The sequence below is a fragment of the Isoptericola halotolerans genome, assembly GCF_013149785.1.
In the GTDB taxonomy this organism is placed as follows: Bacteria; Actinomycetota; Actinomycetes; order Actinomycetales; family Cellulomonadaceae; genus Isoptericola; species Isoptericola halotolerans.
In genome coordinates this window covers 297,481-316,227 of sequence record NZ_JABEZU010000005.1, presented here as the reverse complement: position 1 = coordinate 316,227, position 18,747 = coordinate 297,481, and the positions used below count along the sequence as shown (strand labels likewise).

Below are 18,747 nucleotides of genomic sequence, written 5' to 3'. Positions count from 1 at the left end.
CCCGGTTCAGTCGGCGGCCGGGTACCCGACGGCAGAGACCTCGCGGCCTCCGTCGGGCCAGAACCTCAGCACCGACAGGGAGCACGGCGGGATGCGCACGCGACCCCAGGAGCTCGGCGGGGCGTCGAGCGCCAGTCCCACCAGGGCCCGGATCACCGCGGCATGCGCCACGACGACGGAGGTGCTGCCCTCGGCGCCCGCCACGACGTCGTCGAGGGCAGGTTGCACCCGGGTCGCGAGGTCGGCGTACGACTCCCCGCCGGGCGGGGCGAAGGTCCCCTCGGTCACCCAGCGCAGCAGGTCGCCGGGCCATCGCTCCTGGACCTGCTCGGGGACGAGGCCCTCCCACTCGCCGAAGCGGATCTCGGCGAAGCGCTCGTCGGTCCGCACCCGGGCACCGATCCGTCGTCCGACCGCCGTGGCGGTCTCCTGGGTGCGCACGGTGGGGGAAGCGACGAGTGCGTCCGGCCGGGCCACGTCCGGCCACAGGTCCTTGCCGATGCGGAACACGGCGTCAGCGGCCTGGGCCGCCTGCCTCTGACCGGCCGTCGTGAGCGACGGACCGGGCACGTCCCCGCCGGAGAGCGCCCCGACCTCGGTCAGCGGCGTCACGCCGTGGCGCACCAGGACCACGGTCGCCGGGACCGCGCCGTCGTACCGGGCCAGCGCGCCCGGGGCAGGCCTGTGCATCACGCAGCGGTGACCCGCACGAGGATCCGGCCGCACTCCTCGCAACGGACGACCTGCTCGGGCGCGGCGTTCTTGGCCGCGGCGAGGTCACCGGGGTTCAGCTCGAGACGGCACCCCTCGCAGCGGTTGCCGTTGAGCGCGGCCGCACCCGTGCCGAGCTGCGAGCGCAACCGGTCGTAGAGAGTCACCAGGGCGGCGTCGAGGCCTGCGGCCGCGGACTCCCGCGCGGTCGTGACCTGCCGGGCGGCGCCGTCGATCTCGGCGAACGCCGCGTCACGCTCCGCCGTCACCTTCTCCTGGGCGGCGACGAGCTCACCGTGCGCGGCCTCGACCTTCGACAGCGCCTCCTGGTGCGCCTCGAGGCGCTCCATGAGTTCCAGCTCGGCGTCCTCCAGCACGTTCTGTCGCCGGGCCAGCGACTCGAGCTCGCTCAGCACGGCGGTCGCGTCCTTGGCGCCGAGCGCCCCGGAGTCGAGCTTCTGCTGGTCGCGGGTCGCGCGCTGGCGGACCTGCTCCACGTCCCGCTCGGCCTTGGTGACCTCACGCTCGAGATCCGCGACGGCGGTCCGCGAGTCGACCAGGGAGCCGTGCAGGTCCCGCATGCGCTCGTCGAGCTCGGCCAGCGTCGCCAGCGTGGGGTGGTTCCTGCGCTGGTGCGCGAGCTGCTGGAGCCTGGTGTCGAGGGCCTGGACCTCGAGCAGGCGACGCTGGTCCTCGACGGGTGCGGTAGCCATGGGTGGGTCCTCTCGTGCAGCTCTTCAGATGACGGTCAGCGACCCGTGCTCGCGACCCGGGTCGTCCAGGGGTCCGTCACCAGGGTGCTGACTCTGGTGGTCACCGTACCGTCTCCCAGTCGCTCCTCGAGGTCGGCGGCGGCGTAGGCCAGCCAGGGCCACTCGGAGGCGAAGTGGGCGACGTCCACGAGGAACGGTCGGCCGCCGTCCGACGTCGCGCCCCCGCCTTCCTCGAAGGCGGCCCGCTCCCGCAGCTCGGAGGCCGGGTGGTGCCGCAGGTCGGCGGTGACGTAGACGTCGACGGCGGCGGCCCGGACGGCGTCGAACAGCGAGTCCCCCGACCCGCCGACGACCGCCGCGGTGGTGATCTCGGCGTCGAGGTCGCCGGCCACCCGGACCCCCTGCGCTGTGGCGGGCAGCACGTCGGCGACCCGGTGGGCGAACTCGCGCAGCGTCGTCGGCCGTTCGAGAGGGCCGACACGCCCGATCCCTCGGTCGGCGTCGTCGACGCGCGCCACCAGGGGACTCCGGTCGGTGATGCCGACGAGGTCCGCCAGGGCGTCGGCGACCCCGCGAGGCGCGGAGTCGGCGTTGGTGTGCGCCACGTGCAGCGCGCACCCGGCCGCCAGGAGACGGTGCACCACGGCTCCCTTGAAGGTGGTGGCGGCCACGGACGTGACCGGCTTGAGGAACAGCGGGTGGTGCGTCACCAGCAGGTCGGCACCCCACTCGACCGCCTCGTCCACGACGTCGGCCACGGGGTCGACGGCGAACAGCACCTTGCGCACCTCGCGCTGCGGGTCCCCGGCCACCAGTCCCACGGCGTCCCAGCCCTCGGCCGTCGACGGCGGGTAGAGGTCCTCCAGGACCGTGACGACGTCGGCCAGCGTGGGTGCGCTCATGCGCCCGACGATACCGACGTCACTTGGCGTCGGCGTACGAGTCGACCGTGGCGACGGTGAGCGGGAACGACACGGGGAAGTCCCCGAAGAGCAGCCGCCCGGCCTCCTCGGCCGCCTCGCGGACCTCACGGGCGACGTCCTCCGCGAGCGCCGCCGGCGCGTGCACCACGACCTCGTCGTGCACGAAGAACACCAGGTGCGCCCGGTCCGCGAACGGGGCGGGCCCGTGGTTCGGCTGTGCGGCGGTCGGCAGGCGCCACAGGCGTCGGCGGATCGCGGCGATCCAGCACAGCGCCCACTCCGCCGCCGTGCCCTGCACCACGAAGTTGCGCGTGAAGCGCCCCCAGGCGCGGGCCGAGGAGCGGGCCAGGCTCGCGGCGTCGGCCGGGGCGCCGTCGCCGAGCGCCCCGGACTGCGCCGCGTCCCACGCCTGGCCTGGTGGCGGCGAGGTGCGCCCGAGCCAGGTCGTCACGGAGCCGCCCCGCTCGCCGGTCCGGGCGGCGTCCTCCACGAGCCCCATCGCCCGCGGGAAGGCCCGGGACAGCCGGGGCAGCACCTGCCCGCTGACGCCGGTCGTCCCGCCGTACATCGCGCCGAGCATCCCGACCTTCGCGTGCTCCCGCGTCTCCACCGCCCCGGTGGCGACGATCCCCGCGTACATGTCCCCGCCCGCGCCCGCCGCGGCCATGGTCTCGTCGGCGGCGAGACCGGCGAGCACCCGCGGCTCGAGCTGGGCGGCGTCGGCGACGACGAGCACCCACCCCGGATCGGCCTGGACGGCACGGCGCACCCCGCGGGGCAGCTGCAGCGCCCCACCGCCGCTGGCAGACCATCGGCCTGTCACCACGCCGCCGACGACGTAGTCGGTGCGGAACCTCCCGTCGCGGACCCACTGGTCCAGCCAGGACCACCCGTTGGCCGTGTAGAGGCGGTACAGGCTCTTGTACTCCAGCAGCGGTTCCACCACGGGGTGGTCGATCCTCTCCAGCTCCCACTTCCGCAGGCTCCGCGCGCCCACCCCCGCGTACTCCATGGCGCGCAGCAGGTCCGGGTGGGAGTCGGGGTTGAGGCTGTCCGGGGCGTCGAGGGCGGCCCGGATGCGGACCGCGAGCGCCTCGAGCCGCTCGGGGCGGCGGCCGGGCGCCGGACGCGGTCCGAGCGTCTCGGTGAGGACCGCGTCGTGGACGTCGGTGCGCCACGGCAGCCCGGCGTGGTGCATCTCGGCCGCGGCGAGCGCCCCGGCGGACTCGGCGGCGAGCAGCAGGCGCAGCCGGCCCGGTGCGGTGGACCCGGTGACGGCGGCCTCCTGGACGGCCAGCTCGGCCACGGGGTCCAGGCCGGCGTCGGCACCTGCGCCCGACGGCGGCACCCCTTTCTCGCGGGCCCGTTCGCGTTCGGCGCGCGGGGCCGCGGCGAGGTCGAACAGCGACTCCTCCTGGGGAGCGCGCAGCACGCCCACCACGGCGGCTCCCCCGACCGGCGAGTGCTCCAGGGCGTCCCAGCCGCTCGGCGAGGACGTGGCCAGGTCCGAGGTCGCCGCGAGGCTCGAGACGCGCAGGATGCGGTGGGCGAGCCGCAGGTCACGGCAGCGCTCGACCCGCTCCCCCGCCGTCAGGAGCGCCGGGTACCAGCGGTTGGTGTCGTCCCACGTCCACCGCGGCGGGCTCGTCGAACTCTCGGCCTCGTGCACGAGCGTCGCGAGCCCGTCGCGGGTGACCACCTCGGCGGGCGTCGGTCCCTGCCGCGCGCGCTCGTCGAGGACCCGCACGGCACAGACCGGTCCGCTGCCGCTTCCCGGGTCGGGGCCCGTGACGGCGGCGTCTGCGGGCTGGGCGGCCAGGACGAGGTGCACCCGCCCATCCTGCCCGCAGGCACCGACACGAGACCCGCCTGCTGCGGCGGCGTCAGGCGCGGGCCCGCATCCGCCACAGCAACCAGACGAAGTACGGCGTGCCGATCACCGCGGACACCAGGCCCGCCGGGATCTGAGCCGGGGCGATCACCGTCCGCCCGACCACGTCCGCACACACCACGAGGAGCCCGCCCAGCAACACCGCCAGGGGCAGCATCGCGGCGTGGCGCTTGCCCACGAGCAGGCGGGCGGCGTGCGGCGCCACGAGGCCGACGAACGCGATCACGCCCACGCACGCTGTCGCGGCGGCGGTCAGCAGCACGGCCAGCGCCACGACGACGCGGCGCACCTGCGGCACCCGGACCCCCAGGACCCGCGGCGTCGTCTCGTCCCACTGGAGCAGGTCGAGGTCGCGGTGCAGCGGCACCAGCACGACGCCCGCCACCAGCAGGACCACCAGCAGCGGCACCAGGTGAGGGAGCATCGCCCCGTAGGTCGAACCGCCGAGCCAGGTGATCGCAGCGTTCTGGTTCCACGGGTCGGTACGCACCAGGAGCAGCGTGGTCAGGGCGCTCGCCGCCGCACCCACCCCGACGCCGACCAGCACCATCCGACCCTGGTCGGCACTGCCCCGGGCGCCCAGGGCGAAGATCGCCAACGTCGCCACCGTGGCCCCGACGAGGGCACCGGCGAGCGTCTGGGCGAAGGAGACGGTGGAGAACGTCACGATCGTCACGACCGCGCCCAGACCCGCCGACGCCGAGATCCCGAGGATGCCAGGGTCGGCCAGGGGGTTGCGCGTCACGGCCTGCACGAGCGCGCCGGCCAGGGCGAGCGCCATCCCGGCGAGCAGCGCCGCCAGCACCCGGGGCACCCGCGTCTCCAGGATGATCTCGACGCGCACCGAGGCCAGGCCCCGGAGCCAGTTGGTGACGTCGCCGAGCAGCACGGTGCGGTCCCCGAGCAGGACGCCGGCGACCACCGCGCCGACGAGCGAGACCGCGGCGACGACCAGCACGACGCGCGCCGCCCGGCGGCTCCGCACCCCGCCGCGCAACGAGGCGAGCGCGTCACCCGTGAGGCCGCTGCGCATGCGCTGCGCGAGCACGACCAGGAACACCGCACCGATGATCGAGGTGATCACACCCGTCGGCAGGGTGACGCCCGAGACCGCACCGAACACCGCGCGGACGAACACGTCGGCGGACAGCACCAGGGCGACCCCCGCGAGCGCGCTGACGGGGACGAGCACCCGGTGCCGGCGCAGCGCAGGCACGGCGCGGGCCAGCATGCGCACCAGCACGGGTGCGCAGAGGCCGACGAAGCCGATCGGCCCGGCCGCGCTGACCGCCGTCGTCGCCAGCAGCACCGAGACGGCGACGAGCCCGAGCCGGGTGCGTCCGACGGAGACTCCGAGCGAGCGGGCGGCGTCGTCGCCGAGCTGGAGCAGGTCGAGCCGCCGGCCCAGCAGCACGAGGACCAGCAGGCCGACCACCACCACGGGCGCCAGCATCGTGACGGTCTGCGCGCCGTTCTGGGCGAGGGACCCGGCGCCCCAGGCGAACATGCCCTGGGTCTCCCACGGGAAGAGCAGCAGCAGCACGGAGGTGATCGCGGAGATGCCGAGGGTCAGGGCCGACCCGGCGAGGACCAGCCGGATGGCCGAGACGCTCGACCCGGAGGAGATCGCGATCACGGTGGCCGCGGCGAGCAGGCCGCCCACGAACGCCACCGCGGCCCCGGACAGGATGCCGAGCGGCACCCCGGCCACCGCCACGACCGTCAGTGCCAGGTAGGCGCCGGCGTTCACCGCGGTGGTGTCCGGGGAGGCGAGCGGGTTGCGGGCGACCCCTTGCATGGCCGCCCCCGCGGCGCCCAGCGCCGCCCCGACCACCAGGGCGGCGAGCAGGCGCGGGACGCGGGACTGTGCGACGACGAGCGCGCCCTGGTCCGTCCCCGAGCCGGTGACGACCTGCCAGAGCTCGGGGACGGTCAGTCCGGCCGTCCCCTGGGTCAGGTGCACCACGACGGCGACCACCAGCCACGCCACGATCAGCCCGACGGCGGCCGGCGCCTTCCAGCGCCCGCCCCCGACCTTGTCGGGTGGGGTCGGCACGCCGACCGGTCCGGCGACGGGACGTTCGAGCGTGGTGGTGGCGCCGTCGTGGCTCATGCTCAGGCCCCCAGGATCTGCACGAGGTCGTCGCTCCACGCGATCATCGAGGCCGGGCCGCCGTACGCCCAGATGCCGACCGCGGCGCGGTGCACCTCACCGTCCGCGACGAACGCGAGGTCCTCCCACAGCGGGTTGCCGGCCATCTCGGCCTCGACGACGTCCTCCTCGTCCCCGTCGTTGCCCCAGTAGAGGAAGCGGGTGTCGTCAGGCAGACCCGTCAGCCCTTCCAGGTCCGTGTACGACAGCCCGAACGCGTCGTCGCCCGGGTCCTCCCACGCGGCCGTCAGACCCATCTCGTCGGCGACCGCATGCACGGCCGTGCGCGGGCCGTGCATGCGGATCGAGAGGTTGGCACCCTCGGCGTACGGCGAGGTGAGCACCACGGGCGTGCCGGCGAGGCCCGCCTCCTCGATCTTCGCGGCGTTGGCGGCGAGGGTCTCGTCGAGGTCGTCCAGCAACGCCTCCGCCTCGGCCTCCTTGCCCAGGAGGGTCGCGACGGTGGCGAGCTCGTCACGCACCGTGCCGAGCGGGTCGGACACGTCGGCGCTGCCCATGACGACCACGGGGGCGATCCGCTCCATCTGCTCCATCGCCTCGTCGGGCACGGAGCCCGAGGCGCCGATGATCAGGTCGGGTTCGAGGTCTGCGACGGCCTCGATGCTGGGTTCCCGACGCACGCCGACGTCCTCGGGGTCGGTCCGCAGAGGTGCGCCCGCTCCCACCCAGCTCTCGTAGCCCGCAGGGTCGGACATGCCGATCAGGTCGACACCGAGGGTCGTCACCATCTCGGCCTGGTTCCACTCCAGGGCGACCACACGCTCGGCCGGGCCGTCGGGCAGCACGACCTCCTCGCCGCGGGCGTCGGTCACCGTGACGGGTCCGGTCGCGGCGGATGTCTCGGTGTCCGTCCCGGGCGCGGTGCCGGCGGGGTCGTCGGTGGTCCCGCAGGCGGTGAGCGTCAGGCCCACCGTCAACGCGGCCACCAGTGCACGTGCAGTTCTCATTCGTCCTTCTCCTCCTGGTCGGGACCGGTCAGGCGTTCGCCGTCGCGGCCCGTCGTCGCAGCAGCTGCCGCGGTACGTGCACTCGGGGCACGTCGTCCTCGGTCCCGTGGTCGACGACGACGTCGATCTCGAAGACCTCGCTGAGAAGCTCGCTGCGCATCGCCCGAGCGGGCGGACCGTCCGCGACGACGCGACCGCGGCTCAGCACGACCACCCGGTCGGCGAGCGCAGCGGCCTGGTTCAGGTCGTGCAGCACGGCGCCGACGGCGATGCCGTGGTCGTCCGCCAGCTCGCGGACCAGCTCGAGCACCTCCACCTGGTACCGCAGGTCGAGGTGGTTCGTGGGCTCGTCGAGGAGCAGGACATCCGTGTCCTGGGCCAGCGCGCTGGCGATCCACACCCGCTGGAGCTGCCCGCCGGAGAGCTCGTCGATCATGTCGGAGGCGCGGTCGGTCAGCCGCGTCAGCCGCAGGGCATGCTCGACGCGCTCGGCTCCCTGCGGGTCGTGCCCACGCCACCGCGAGCGGTGCGGGTGGCGACCGAACTCGACGGCGTCGCGCACGGTGACCCCGACCGGCGTCGGGCGGCTCTGGGAGAGCATCGCGACCTCGCGGGCGAACGAGCGGGCGTCCAGGTCCCCGGCAGGGCGTCCGTCGCGCAGTGTCACCGTGCCGGTCCGGAGCCGCTGCAGCCGGGCGATCCCGCGCAGCAGGGTGGACTTGCCCGAACCGTTCGGCCCGACCAGTGCTGTCACACGCCCGGGGCTCAGGACGATCTCGGCCTCGCGGACGACGTCGTCGCCGCCGTACGTGATGGACACGTCTGCGGCGTGCAGCCAGGGTCCTGGCTCGTTCGGGGCGCTCACCCGTACCTCCGTGCAGTTGGTTAGCCTTACCTAACCATGACGCCTGCGGGTGGAGGAAATCGTCTCGGATAGCGGGACCTGGTGGCCCCCGCTCAGCCCTCGTCCGGGTGCAGCGCGCCGAGGATCAGCGTGAGCCCGGCATCGAACGCCTCGACGAAGTCGTAGCCCTGCTGGCTGGCGTACCCGGTCGCGACCTCGACCAGGCGGGGATGGCTCGCGACGTCCAGCCGGTCCGCGACGTCGTCGACGACCTGCTCGAGCCCTTCCTGGCCGCCGAACGGCAGGCCCACCTCCTGCAGCACGGCGCCGTAGACGTAGCTGTCCACGACGAAGAACGCCCGCACCGCGGCTTCGACCGAGAACCCGCCGGTCCGCAGCACCCCGAGGACCGCCTCGTGGTGACGCAGGGTCGCCGCCCCGGGACTGCGGGAGTCGAGCAGCGCGACGGCCCAGGGGTGGCGACGGAGCACCCTCCGAGCCGAGTCGGCACGACGGCGCATCGCCTCGCGCCAGGCGCTGTCCGCCGGCGGGAGCTCGATCTCGGCAAAGACCGTGTCGACCATGCCGTCGAGCAGGTCGTCCCGGTTGCGGACATGGTTGTACAAGGACATCGCCTCGACACCCAGCCCGCCGGCGACGGCGCGCATCGTGACACCGCCGATGCCCTTCGCATCGGCCAGCGCCACCGCCGTCTCGACCACCCGCGCGCGATCGAGCGGCGCCCTGCGCCCCGCCTCGCCGGTCGTCCCGCTGCTCACACGCTCGCCCCCTTGACTCTACTTACACAGTAAGCCTACTGTACTTACAACGTAAGCCACCGGCCGGACGAGGGAGCACGCATGAGCATGACGACGAAGGTCTGCATCGTGGGGGCATCGGGCAAGCTCGGCCAGTACCTGGTCCAGCACGCCCTCGACCGGGGCTGGGAGGTGGTGGGTGTCTGCCGCGAGCGCAGCGTGCCGAAGCTCGACCGGTTCGCCGACCGGATCACCATCGTCCCCGGCCCCACGAACGATCCCGACGTGATCCGCCGAGCCGCCGCAGGCTGCGACGGCGTGCTGACGGTCCTCGCCCCGTGGGGGGTCCAGCAGTACGCCTCCGGCACCGCGCAGGCCGTGCTCGACCACGCCGCTCCCGACGCCCGGCTGATCTTCTCGTGCGGCTGGCACATCACGCGAGACGGCCAGGACAGCTACTCCCGGCGCTTCCTGGCCACGGTGCGCCTGATGACCTGGTTGGCGAAGGCCGTGCGCGCCGTCGAGATCGACGACCAGGTCGAGGCGTGCCGACGCATCTTCGCCAGCGAGCGCCGCTGGACGGTGGTACGCGGCAGCGACCTCGAGGAGGGACCGAGCCAGGGGCTGCCCGTCTGGAGCCGGCACGTCGGCGACCCGGTGCTCGCGAGCAACCTCACCCGCCGCGTCGACTTCGCGCTGTTCATGATCGAGGCGCTCGACGACCGTCTGGTCCACGAGGCGCCTGCCATCGTGGGACGCCTCTCGGCCAGCGCCCTCGCCCACCACCAGGACCCTGAAGGAGCACGATGACCGCCCCCACCCCCGTCCGCAGCACGCCCGGGACGCGAGCCGTCGCACCCGACCTCGCCCGCGGCCTCATGCTGCTGCTCATCGCACTGGCCAACGTCCCCTGGTTCCTCTACGGGACCGAGACCTCCCTGACCAGCGCGCACCGCGAGCCCTCCACGACGCTCGACGCCGTCTGGCAGTCCGTGGCGATCGTCGCGGTCGACGGCCGCAGCTACCCGCTCTTCGCCTTCCTCTTCGGCTACGGCATCTGGCAGTCGTTCGCCCGCCAACGTTCTGCCGGCGTCGACGAACGCACGGCGCGACGGAGGCTGCAACGCCGGCACGGATGGATGATCGCCTTCGGTGCGGTCCACGCCGCCCTGCTCTGGTTCGGTGACGTGCTCGGCGCCTACGGACTCGTAGGACTCGTCGTGGTCTGGCTCTTCCTGCGACGCACGACGCGCACCCTGCTGATCTGGGCCGCGACGCTCACCGGTGTCCTGCTCCTCGCCGCTCTGGGCACGCTCGCGCTGGGCGCCGTGGTCCCCCCGGAGCTCGCCGAGGTCCCCGGCAGCGCGAACCCGGACCTCGCCGGCACCACGCCCTACCTCGCCTCGATCCTGCCGCGCCTGCTGTTCTGGCTGCCCTTGACCGTCACCCAGGGCATCTTCGGCCTGGTCGTGCCCGTGGCCGTGCTGCTCGGCATCGCCTGCGCACGGGTGCGGATCCTCGAGGAGCCCGCCGCGCACCGCCGGGCGCTGGCGCTGACCGCCGTCGTCGGCATCGCCGTCGGCTGGGCCGGTGCCGTGCCGTCGCTGCTGGTCCACCTGGGCACGTGGGAAGCACCCGAGTGGGCGCCCGTGGTGCTGCACCTGGCCACCGGCCTCGGCGCGGCACTGGGCTACGCGGCACTGTTCGCACTGTTCGCTCTGCGCGTGCCGTCCGGGACTGCTCCGCGCGGGTTCACCGCGGCCCTGACCGCCGTCGGCCAGCGATCCTTGACGAGCTACCTGCTGCAGTCGGTGATCTTCGCGCCGCTGCTGTGCGCCTGGGGCCTCGGACTCGGGGGCGTGCTCGACCAGTGGCAGGCCGCGCTCCTCGCGGTGGCGACATGGCTGGTCACGCTCGCCGTCGCCGTCGGTCTCGCACGGGGCGGGCGTCGGGGACCGGCCGAGCGGGCGCTGCGGGCGCTCTCCTCCCGGGGCGCGGAGACCTCCGCGACGCCGGTCGGTCGCCTCACACCCTGAGCTCTCCGAGACGCTGGCCGAACAGCTCGCCGACCGGCCGGAAGCCGCACCGGAGGTAGAAACCCTCCGGGCTCCGGGGGTGGTCCGCGTCCCACAGCACCGTGATCCTGTCCACGCCCCGCCGACGGGCCTCAGCAGCCACCTGCTCGACGGCGAACCTGCCGATCCCCCGGCGGCGTGCGTCCGCGGCGACGTTCATCCGCCAGATGCCCGCGCGAAAGGCCGGTTCCGACTCGTCAGGGCTCCAGTTGGCCATGACGAATCCGACCACGGCGCCGTCCGCGGTGATCGCTCGGGGCCACGCCGTCGGCTGCACGTAGGCCTCGGCGACCGACCACGCCGTGGGCGCGACCGGCTCGTCATCTCCCGACTGCGGAGGCAGGGCCAGGACGGCCTCGAGGTTTTCCGGCGTCAGCGCTTCGATACGGAGGTCCATGGGGCGAAAGTAGCTCTCGACTCCGACACCTGCCGCACCGCGGGCCCCCACCGCCTATCCTGTGATGGCTGATGACTGAGATGACTGAGATGACCCGAACCACCGTGCCGCGGTGCACGGACCGCGTCGACACCTCGGCCCGCCGACCGTGCGCGGCATGACACCGACCGGGCCGACCGACGAGCCGCCGGCCGGCCAGGTGGTCATCGGCGGGAAGTACGTGCTGGGGGCCATCCTCGGCACGGGAGGCACCTATACCGTCTACGAGGCCTCGCGGCTCTCCGCGGCGGACGGGGACCCGGGCGACGGCACCTCCGACGCCCGTCCGTCCGACGATACGGAGCCCGGACCGGCGCTCCTGGTCAAGGTCCTGCACCCGCACCTGGTCGACGACGAGTCGGCCCGCGCCGCCCTGGCCCGCGAGATCGCGGCGTCGGAGCTGATCGACCATCCGGGCGTGTCGAAGGTCCTCGACACCGGGGAGGACGAGGTCGCGGGAGCGGACGTGCCCTGGGTGCTGACCCGCCGCCTCCCCGGCACCCTCTTGTCCGAGCTGGCCGCCGGACGTGGCATGCCGTGGCGTGAGGCGCTCGCCCTGGTCGACGGGCTGCTCGACGCGCTGGCAGCGGTCCATGCCGCCGGCCTGGTGCACCGCGACGTCAGCCCACGCAACGTCGTCGCCGAGCGACACGACGACGGGGCGCTGACGGTCGGGTTGCTCGACCTCGGCCTGACCGCCCCCGGCGGAGGCGACGGAGACGGCGAGCTCGTCGCGGGCTCGGTCACCGGGATGTCGCCCGAGCAGGCGCAAGGACGACCGCTCGACGCACGCAGCGACCTCTACTCCGTCGGGGCGCTGGCGTACTTCGCGCTGACCGGTCACGCGCCGTTCGAGCGTCCCCGGCCCGCCGACGTGCTCCGCGCCCACGTCGGTGCACCGGTGCCCGCACCGTCCGCACGCCGGGCCGCGGTGCCGGTGACGGTGGACCGTCTCGTGTCCCAGGCCATGGCCAAGGACCCGGCACGACGGTTCGACTCCGCCGCGGAGATGCGCGCGGCCGCCGCGACCATCCTGGGCGCGGGGGCGGTCGCCACCACGGCCGCCGCCACCGGCTCGGACGAGACGATGACCCTGGGGCAGATCGCGGAGGACGACCCGAACCGCACCGCGGTCGTCGGAGCGGCGGGGGTCGCGGCCGCCGCAGCGGCGGCGGCCGCGGGCGACGGCGACGAGCTCCAGCGCACGCGCCAGCTCGGCGCGGTCGAGCCGACGACCACACCGGCCGAGGGAGAGCCTGCGCCGACGGTCGTGGCGGACGTTCCGTCCACCCCCGCCGACGGCGTGCCCACGCCGACCGTCGTGGCGGGGGCAGCAGCGGGCGCGGTCGGTGCGGCAACCGTCGCCCCGGACGAGCCGTCGCCCGAGACTCCGTCACGCCGTCGACGGGTGCTGCTCCTCGTCCTCGCGCTGGTCCTGGTGGTCGCCGCCGGAGCCTTCGCGTTCTGGTCGCTGCGGGACACCGACGACGACGGTCCCGTCGTCCCGGTCGTGCCGAGCCTGTCGCCCTCGCCGACGGCGTCGCCCACGCAGGAGCCCACGTCGGCCCCGCCGCCCGAGCCGGAGACGCGCCCCGCCCCGGCGCCCGAACCGGAACCCGAACCGGAACCCGAGCCCGAACCGGAGCCGAGCCCGTCCCCCACCCAGGACGTGACCGAGGACCCGACCCCGACGCCGACCGCCGAGCCCGAACCGGAACCAGAACCGGAACCCGAACCGGAACCCGAGCCCGAACCGGAGCCGGAGCCGGAACCCGAGCCCGAACCCACGGCCGAACCCACGGCCGACCCGGCGCCCGAACCGCCCGGTGACGGCTCGGTGGACGACGGCTCCCCGGTCGAGGGTGGCGCCGCGCCCTAGCTGTCAGTACGCCCAGCAGCGCACGCTGGGTGACGCCGGAGTGCTCACAGCAGGCTCGGGATCTTCTGCTCCTCGGCGAGGTTGGCGCGACGGAAGTACAGGGTGACGAAAGTCGCCACGATCACGATGAACAACGAGTACAGCGCGGGCACGAGCAGCAGCAGGCCCAGCTGTGGGCTGGCAGGAAAGCTGAGCAGGATGATCGCGATGGCGAGCGGGCCGTTCTGGATACCGGTCTCGAGCCCGACGGTCCGTGCGTCCTTCGGGTGCATCTTGATCGCACGCGCGATCCCGTACGCCACCGCGATGCCGAAGAGACCCAGGCAGATCGTCACCGCGTAGACCTGCCACGAGGTCCCCGACAGCAGCACCCAGTTGCGGGGCACCCAGGTCACCACGAGGAAGACGATGAAGAACAGCCCGAAGAAGCCCCCCATCAGCTCCATCACCGCACCGACGTTGGGGTAGTAGCGGCGGATCACCATGGCCAGCGCCACGGGCACCAGCATGACCACGAGCGTGATGATGATGTTGGCGATCGGTATCTGCAGGTCCAGACCGGCCGGCATGAACCGCGTGCCGTACAGGTACAGCATCAGCGGCGTCATGAGCAGGGCCCACAACGTCGAGTTGGTCGTCATCATGACGCTCAGGCCGAGGTTGCCCTTGGAGAAGTAGGTGAAGATGTTCGACGTGGTCCCGGCCGGCACGGCGCCCATCAGCAGGGCGCCCAGGGCCAGGGGGGCGGCGACCTCGCTCGGCAGCTGCAGGATCAACCCGAGCACCAGGAGGAAGGCGAGCAACGGCATGATCCCGAACTGGGTGAGCCACGCGATGATCAGGCCCCAGGGGCGGCGGAGCGCGGAGGTGAAGTCTCGCGGTGTCAGGCCCGCACCGAGGCCGAACATGATCACGAAGACCAGCACGATCAGGATGACCTGCTCGAACTGGGTGACCACCTCGTGGTCCGCAGGGGGTACCACCTGGGTGGCGAGCGTGTGCAGCGGCGTGCTCATCGCGGTGACGCCTCCTCGGAGCCGGGGTCGTTCGTCGACGTCGTGGCAGGTCCGGGGTCGGTGCGCAGCTCCTTGCGCAGGATCTTGCCGATCGGGCTCTTGGGCAGCTCGTCGCGGAACTCGATGCTCCGCGGCACCTTGTAGGCCGCCAAGCTCTCGCGGCAGTGCGCGACGATCTCGTCCGGCGACGGTGCGGGATCATCGGCGACGACATAGGCACGCACCGCCTCTCCCGTCTTCGGGTCGGGCACTCCGATCACGCCCGCCTCACGCACGGTCGGCATGGCCGCGATGCACTCCTCGACCTCGTTGGGGTACACGTTGAAACCGCTGACCAGCACCATGTCCTTCTTGCGGTCGACGATCCGGAAGTAGCCGTCGTCGTCCATCTCGCCGATGTCCCCGGTGTGCAGCCAGCCGTCGACCAGCGCGTGCTCGGTCTCGTCAGCACGCTGCCAGTACCCCTGCATGATCTGTGGCCCCCGTGCCACCAGCTCTCCCGGCTCGCCCGCGGGAAGCACGTTGCCCGCGTCGTCGATGCAGCGGACGGTCGTCGAGGGCACGGGGATACCGATCGTGCCGTCCTTGACGGTGCCACCGAGCGGGTTGAAGGTCAGCACCGGGGAGGTCTCTGTCAGGCCGTACCCCTCCACGATGGGGGTGCCGGTGACCTCGCGCCAACGCTCGGCGACCGGCTGGTGCAGCGCCATGCCGCCGGCGGCCGAGGCCCGCAGGCTGCGGGGCGGGTAGTCGAGGAACCATCGCTCGTTGAGCAACGCGTTGAACAGCGTGTTGACGCCGGTGAGCCAGGTGATCCGGTAGTTCTCGAAGGCCCGCTTGAGGTTGCTGGGAGGTCGGGGGGACGGGACGAGGATGTTCCTTCCTCGCATGTGGTAGAAGCCGATGAGATTCACCGTGAAGGCGAACACGTGGTACAGCGGCAGCGCGGTGAGCACGGTCTCCTCGCCACGGCGCAGATGGGTGCCGCACATCGCGAGCATCTGAGCGGTGTTGGCCACCAGATTCCCGTGCGACAGCATCGCCCCCTTGGAGACGCCGGTGGTGCCGCCCGTGTACTGCAGCACGGCCAGCGTGTCGGGTCCGACCCCTTCGAGATACGCCGCGGGGCCTGCGGCGCCCTCGTCGATCCGCTCGCGGCCGGCCTCCAGGGCGTCGCGCAGAGGCGTGTGCGCGACGCTCACGGGTGGGAGGGACCGGCTCCAGTAGCGCTGGGTGGCACGGATGATGCCGGCGACGACGGCAGGGAAGAACTCCGAGATCCGGACCGTGACCACGGTCTCGATGCCGGTCGAGGCGAGCGCCTTCGGCAGCCGGTCCGCGAACATGTCGATGATGACCAGCGCCCGGGCCCCGGAGTCGCTGAACTGGTGCGTCATCTCCGACGCCGTGTACAGGGGGTTGGTGTTGACCAGCACACAACCGGCCTTGAGGATCCCGAAGGCCACCACCGGATAGCTGAGGCAGTTGGGCAGCTGCACCGCGACACGGTCCCCGGCCACCAGCCCGACGACCTCCCGCAGGTACACCGCGAACTGGTCGGAGAGCCGCTCGACCTCGCTGTAGCGGAGCGAGCCGTTCATGCCGTTGGGCATGCACTGGGTGAAGGCGACCGCCGCGGGGTCCTCGGCGGCGGAGGCACCCAACAGCTCCGGCACGTGGCGGGCTGCCAGCTCGTCGATCTCGGGCGAGGTGCCGTCCGGGTAGTACCGGTGCCAGGGAGCCGCGCTCATGGTCGGCCGTCCCCGCTGATCGCGCGCTCACGCACGCGGTCTGGGCCTGGGTCTGGCCATGATGGCGCGTCGCCGACGGGCGACCATGACCATCTCGTCCGAGCACGGCTCGACCACCTGCGACGTTGCATGCCGCGAGTATGCCAGAACGGCTTCGACGGCGGAACGCCCCCGACGTCACGTCGTGTGCCACGATGCACCGGTGCCCACGACCTTCGAGATCGTCACCCGGTGCCCGTGCGCGCCCGAGGCGCTCTTCGACGCCTCGCTGAGCATCGACGCGCACGTCGACTCCATGGCGGCGTCCAGCGAGCGCGCGGTCGCGGGCGTCGTCCGCGGCAGCATCGGGCTGGGTGAGACCGTCACGTGGCGAGCACGACACCTCGGCATCTGGTTCCGCATGACCGTGCAGGTCACAGCGCTGGACCGGCCGCGGCGGTTCGTCGACGAGCAGGTGTCGGGCCCTTTCGGCAGCTTCGTCCACGAGCACGAGTTCACCGACGACGCCGGCGCGACGCGCATGACGGACACCATCACCGTCGCCTCCCCGATGCTCGGGCACCTCGCCGAGCGACTGGTGCTGGTCCCCTCCCTGCGTCGGCTGATCCGGCAGCGCAACGCGCACCTCGCGGCGCTCGTCCGGCGCGCTGCGTGAGGGCCTCGCGACCGTCAGGCCCGCGCCAGCATCTGCTGCGCCCGGTGCGCCAGCAGCTCGCCCCACTCGCGTGCCCGCTCCCGTTCGTGCGGCAGCAAGGGACCCTCGAGGCCGGCGACGTAGAACGACGCACCGCGGTCGAGGATGCGATGCCCGTCGCGACGGAGCGCCCGCGCCGCGGAGTGCGCCGCCGAGCCGGGCAGATGACGCACCTTCTCCACGCGGGTGTCGAAGGTCGCGTAGAGAGCGATCTCCTGGTCCGGGCGGAGCCCGTCGATCCACTCCCGGATCCCCGGTGACGCCGTCGGCTGGTCGCCCAGCCGCTCCCGCGCGTCCTGCCGTGTCTGGGGCCTGCTCATGCCGAAGGCATGGGTGGGACCACCGATGACGACCAGGTCTGCTCCGTCGACCCCCGCATCGCCGATGCTGTCGACCGACCGCACGCGCACCGGCATGCGTTCGGCGATCCCGTCGCCGACGGCACGTGCCACGAGGGCGGTGTTGCCGAAGCTGGACTCGTAGACCACCAGTGCGGACATGATGCTCGGCTCTCTGCTCGAGGTGGCGCTCCACCGGCGCCGGAGGATCAGCTGGTGGTTCCACCGTGGCAGGGACACCCGTGTCCGGACAGGGCCGTTGGTCCTGGTTCACGAGGCCAGAGGTCCCCCCGCCGCGAGCGGGGACAGAGGGAAGGCCGCGAGCGCGACACAGCCGAGAACGACCAGGCGAAGTCGAGGACGCCGTCGTACGCCCGCTCACCAGCGCAGCGCTGCACGAGGCGTTCCTGGCCACCCACGAGGGCGAGCCCTCGGCCGATCGTGAGTCGCACGCCCGCCGCCTCGCCTGACGAGCCGTGCTTGCCGAAGCGACACGGCAGGACGGAGCGCGTCCTCGCACGTGGTGGGCCCGGAGGGACTCGAACCCCCGACATCCACGGTGTAAACGTGGCGCTCTGACCAACTGAGCTACAGGCCCTCGCTACCCCGGGGGCGGCGACCCCGGCAGCGCAGGAAAGGATACCGGGCCCCGGGGCCCGGCTCGAACGATGCCCGCCGACAGGCTCGACGGCGGCGCGCCTACCGCGCCGGTGGGCTCACAGCTCCGCGAGCGCCGCCCGGTAGTCCTCGAGGTCACGTCGGCGGCCGCGCGGGCGGACCACCGACCAGCGCACGATGCCGTCAGCGTCGATCAGGAAGGAGCCACGGAGGGCGTGCCCGGAGGACTCGTCGAAGATCCCGTAGGCACGCGCGGCGGCGCCGTGCGGCCAGAAGTCGCTGAGCAGGTCGAACCCGAACCCCTCGACCTCGTGCCACGCCTTGAGCGCGAACACCGGGTCGGTCGAGACCGCCAGGAGGCGCACACCGGCAGCCTCGAAGTCCTCGACGTTCTCGTGCAGCTCGCGCAGCTCCCCGGTGCAGGTCCCGGAGAAGGCGAACGGGAAGAACACCACGAGCACGCTCTCGCCGCGAAGGTCGGCGAGGTGCGTGGGCGTACCGTGCGTGTCGGGCAGCGTGAGGTCCGGAGCCGGGTCGCCGGCGCGCGGGGCGGTGCCGTCCATCGGGTCTACCGGCCGCTGGCCGCCAGCCGCGTGGCGGACCAGTCCTCGCCGGCCGCGAAGGTGCTGGTCGCGTGCAGGCCGGCCGTGCTGGCGGCCTCCATGATCTCGTCGTGCGCCACGTGGCCCTCACGACGCGGCTTGCGGGTGAGCAGCCAGACGTTGCCACCGTCGTCGAGCGCCGTCTGGACGTCCACCAGCATGTCCGTCAGGTCGCCGTCCTCCTTGCGCCACCACACGACGACGCCGTCGATCACGTCGTCGTAGTCCTCGTCCACGAGCTCGCCGCCGATGACGCCCTCGAGCGCGTCACGCAGAGGCTCGTCCACGTCGTCGTCCCACCCGAACTCCTGCACGACCTGACCGGTGGTGAACCCGAAGCGCTCGGCCGGGTTGTCCGCCTGCTGTCCCACGTGGACC

18 protein-coding genes and 1 tRNA gene are annotated in these 18,747 nt (G+C 73.0%); 4 read left to right on the top strand and 15 right to left on the bottom strand.

Going from position 1 to position 18,747, the window contains the following annotated elements; translation table 11 throughout:
- Positions 1 to 6: 6 nt before the first annotated feature.
- From HDG69_RS18360 to HDG69_RS18325, 8 genes are all read right to left on the bottom strand, one after another.
- On the bottom strand, positions 7 to 690 hold the full coding sequence (locus HDG69_RS18360; RefSeq protein ID WP_171785261.1) for a histidine phosphatase family protein: 684 nt from the start codon (positions 688 to 690) through the stop codon (positions 7 to 9).
- Positions 690 to 1,424 carry a zinc ribbon domain-containing protein gene (locus HDG69_RS18355; protein WP_171785260.1) on the bottom strand — a complete coding sequence of 245 codons (735 nt, stop codon included), beginning with the start codon at positions 1,422 to 1,424 and terminating at the stop codon, positions 690 to 692. Before HDG69_RS18355 ends, HDG69_RS18360 begins: the two co-directional genes overlap by 1 nt.
- Positions 1,425 to 1,459: 35 nt before the next feature.
- On the bottom strand, positions 1,460 to 2,326 hold the full coding sequence (locus HDG69_RS18350) for a Nif3-like dinuclear metal center hexameric protein (RefSeq protein WP_171785259.1): 867 nt from the start codon (positions 2,324 to 2,326) through the stop codon (positions 1,460 to 1,462).
- Positions 2,327 to 2,345: 19 nt separating this feature from the next.
- Positions 2,346 to 4,046, bottom strand: coding sequence for a bifunctional 3'-5' exonuclease/DNA polymerase (locus HDG69_RS18345; RefSeq protein ID WP_425484059.1), 1,701 nt, complete (start codon positions 4,044 to 4,046; stop codon positions 2,346 to 2,348).
- 184 nt (positions 4,047 to 4,230) lie between these two features.
- Positions 4,231 to 6,351, bottom strand: a complete 2,121-nt coding sequence (locus HDG69_RS18340) for an iron ABC transporter permease (RefSeq protein WP_171785257.1) — start codon at positions 6,349 to 6,351, stop codon at positions 4,231 to 4,233.
- 2 nt (positions 6,352 to 6,353) lie between these two features.
- Positions 6,354 to 7,358: an ABC transporter substrate-binding protein gene (locus tag HDG69_RS18335; protein ID WP_171785256.1), complete on the bottom strand. Its 1,005-nt coding sequence runs from the start codon at positions 7,356 to 7,358 to the stop codon at positions 6,354 to 6,356.
- Positions 7,359 to 7,386: 28 nt separating this feature from the next.
- Entirely contained in the window at positions 7,387 to 8,223 is an 837-nt protein-coding gene (locus tag HDG69_RS18330; RefSeq protein ID WP_343036517.1) for an ABC transporter ATP-binding protein, read from the bottom strand.
- A gap of 92 nt (positions 8,224 to 8,315) precedes the next feature.
- Positions 8,316 to 8,981 carry a TetR/AcrR family transcriptional regulator C-terminal domain-containing protein gene (locus HDG69_RS18325; protein WP_171785255.1) on the bottom strand — a complete coding sequence of 222 codons (666 nt, stop codon included), beginning with the start codon at positions 8,979 to 8,981 and terminating at the stop codon, positions 8,316 to 8,318.
- An 81-nt stretch (positions 8,982 to 9,062) separates the two neighbouring features.
- Here HDG69_RS18325 and HDG69_RS18320 point away from each other — a divergent pair, with 81 nt between their 5' ends.
- Complete coding sequence (locus HDG69_RS18320) at positions 9,063 to 9,770, top strand: NAD(P)-dependent oxidoreductase (protein ID WP_216645882.1); 708 nt, start codon at positions 9,063 to 9,065, stop codon at positions 9,768 to 9,770.
- Entirely contained in the window at positions 9,767 to 10,996 is a 1,230-nt protein-coding gene (locus HDG69_RS18315; RefSeq protein WP_171785254.1) for a DUF418 domain-containing protein, read from the top strand. The genes HDG69_RS18320 and HDG69_RS18315 overlap by 4 nt, the downstream gene beginning before the upstream one ends.
- Here HDG69_RS18315 and HDG69_RS18310 read toward each other — a convergent pair.
- Positions 10,986 to 11,432: a GNAT family N-acetyltransferase gene (locus HDG69_RS18310; RefSeq protein ID WP_171785253.1), complete on the bottom strand. Its 447-nt coding sequence runs from the start codon at positions 11,430 to 11,432 to the stop codon at positions 10,986 to 10,988. The genes HDG69_RS18315 and HDG69_RS18310 overlap by 11 nt on opposite strands.
- Positions 11,433 to 11,589: 157 nt before the next feature.
- On the opposite strand from HDG69_RS18310, the gene HDG69_RS18305 reads away from it, so the two are divergent.
- Entirely contained in the window at positions 11,590 to 13,350 is a 1,761-nt protein-coding gene (locus tag HDG69_RS18305; protein WP_171785252.1) for a serine/threonine-protein kinase, read from the top strand.
- 44 nt (positions 13,351 to 13,394) lie between these two features.
- Here HDG69_RS18305 and HDG69_RS18300 read toward each other — a convergent pair whose 3' ends face one another.
- A complete protein-coding gene (locus HDG69_RS18300; protein WP_171785251.1) occupies positions 13,395 to 14,366 on the bottom strand; it encodes a bile acid:sodium symporter in 972 nt (323 codons plus the stop codon).
- Entirely contained in the window at positions 14,363 to 16,117 is a 1,755-nt protein-coding gene (locus HDG69_RS18295) for an AMP-binding protein (RefSeq protein ID WP_171785250.1), read from the bottom strand. The genes HDG69_RS18300 and HDG69_RS18295 overlap by 4 nt, the downstream gene beginning before the upstream one ends.
- Before the next feature lie 202 nt (positions 16,118 to 16,319).
- On the opposite strand from HDG69_RS18295, the gene HDG69_RS18290 reads away from it, so the two are divergent.
- Positions 16,320 to 16,772 (top strand): SRPBCC family protein, encoded by a 453-nt coding sequence (locus HDG69_RS18290; protein WP_171785249.1) that lies wholly within the window; start codon positions 16,320 to 16,322, stop codon positions 16,770 to 16,772.
- 14 nt (positions 16,773 to 16,786) lie between these two features.
- Here the strand turns inward: HDG69_RS18290 and HDG69_RS18285 are convergent, their stop codons facing one another.
- The 4 genes from HDG69_RS18285 to HDG69_RS18270 all read right to left on the bottom strand — a co-directional run bounded on the left by HDG69_RS18285 (position 16,787) and on the right by HDG69_RS18270 (position 18,740).
- Positions 16,787 to 17,311: a flavodoxin family protein gene (locus HDG69_RS18285; protein ID WP_171785248.1), complete on the bottom strand. Its 525-nt coding sequence runs from the start codon at positions 17,309 to 17,311 to the stop codon at positions 16,787 to 16,789.
- 359 nt (positions 17,312 to 17,670) lie between these two features.
- Positions 17,671 to 17,747 (bottom strand) — tRNA-Val (locus HDG69_RS18280).
- Between the two features lie 118 nt (positions 17,748 to 17,865).
- Positions 17,866 to 18,330 (bottom strand): peroxiredoxin, encoded by a 465-nt coding sequence (locus HDG69_RS18275; RefSeq protein WP_171785247.1) that lies wholly within the window; start codon positions 18,328 to 18,330, stop codon positions 17,866 to 17,868.
- A 5-nt stretch (positions 18,331 to 18,335) separates the two neighbouring features.
- A complete protein-coding gene (locus tag HDG69_RS18270; protein WP_171785246.1) occupies positions 18,336 to 18,740 on the bottom strand; it encodes a DUF3052 family protein in 405 nt (134 codons plus the stop codon).
- Positions 18,741 to 18,747: the final 7 nt, after the last annotated feature.